The 923-nt window shown below is 61.9% G+C and carries 2 tRNA genes and 1 rRNA gene; all 3 read left to right on the top strand.

Features of this window, described 5'->3' with window-relative positions:
- Positions 1-69, top strand: a 16S ribosomal RNA gene (locus JMJ55_RS30420); the annotation flags it as partial.
- Between the two features lie 295 nt (positions 70-364).
- Positions 365-438, top strand: a tRNA-Ile gene (locus JMJ55_RS30415).
- 143 nt (positions 439-581) lie between these two features.
- Positions 582-654, top strand: a tRNA-Ala gene (locus JMJ55_RS30410).
- Positions 655-923: the final 269 nt, after the last annotated feature.

The following is a 923-nucleotide window of genomic DNA, read 5'->3' as shown; positions in this document are numbered from 1 at the left end:
GGGTCAGTGACTGGGGTGAAGTCGTAACAAGGTAGCCGTAGGGGAACCTGCGGCTGGATCACCTCCTTTCAAGGACAGGCCTCGATGCTGACTGCGGATGCAGCCAGGTTGGGCCTGCCTGATACGATCAAACCGGACCAGAGCCTTGGTCCTCGTTGATGACCTCCGGATGGAAGGGATTGGCGAGGCCGCCTGATCCATTCAACCCAATACTTACCGATCACCGCCCGGACTTTCGGTTGGTGGCTGATCATGGCGGCTCTGGTCCCCTTATGGGGATTGGCGCCGTCCGCGCATCCTTCCCTTTGATGTTCTGGCCTTGGCTGGGCGATGGCTTTAGGGCCTCGGCGATGCCGGGGCCTGGGGGCCAGTAGCTCAGTTGGTTAGAGCACACGCTTGATAAGCGTGGGGTCGGAGGTTCAAGTCCTCCCTGGCCCATTTTTCCCGCGCTTGGCGCGGGAAAAATCCCCCGGAGGGTGCCGTAAGCCGATTGCCGCTGCTTGGCAGCGGCAAGCCGCGGCACTGCCGCGGCAGGCGTGGTTGAGCTTGGCTCGACCACGCTGGATGGTGAGTGGCATCGAGGGGGCATAGCTCAGCTGGTAGAGCACCTGCTTTGCAAGCAGGGGGTCACCGGTTCGAATCCGGTTGCCTCCATTGTCCTGTCTTGCCTGTGGCAAGCCAAGACAATCCCCGAAGGGTGACGAGGCCAAGGGCTGTCGCAGTAGCGGCGGCCAGGCCTGGATTGCCTGACGGATGCCGTTCTGGGCCTTGGCCTGGATGGCGCGTGCTTCCAAGACACCACCGCATGGCGGGATTGGCCCTTGGGCCGGATCCTGCTGCGTGGTCTGTTCATTTGACAGTTGAAGACGGGAAGTAATGGTTAGGGTGTTGTGCCCTGGCTGTTTTGCAGGTGGGGCTGTGCG

Origin of the sequence: Belnapia mucosa, assembly GCF_016775475.1 — a bacterium.
In the GTDB taxonomy this organism is placed as follows: Bacteria; Pseudomonadota; Alphaproteobacteria; order Acetobacterales; family Acetobacteraceae; genus Belnapia; species Belnapia mucosa.
Note: the sequence above shows the minus strand (reverse complement) of the source record. Positions and strands in the feature narration are given on the sequence as shown.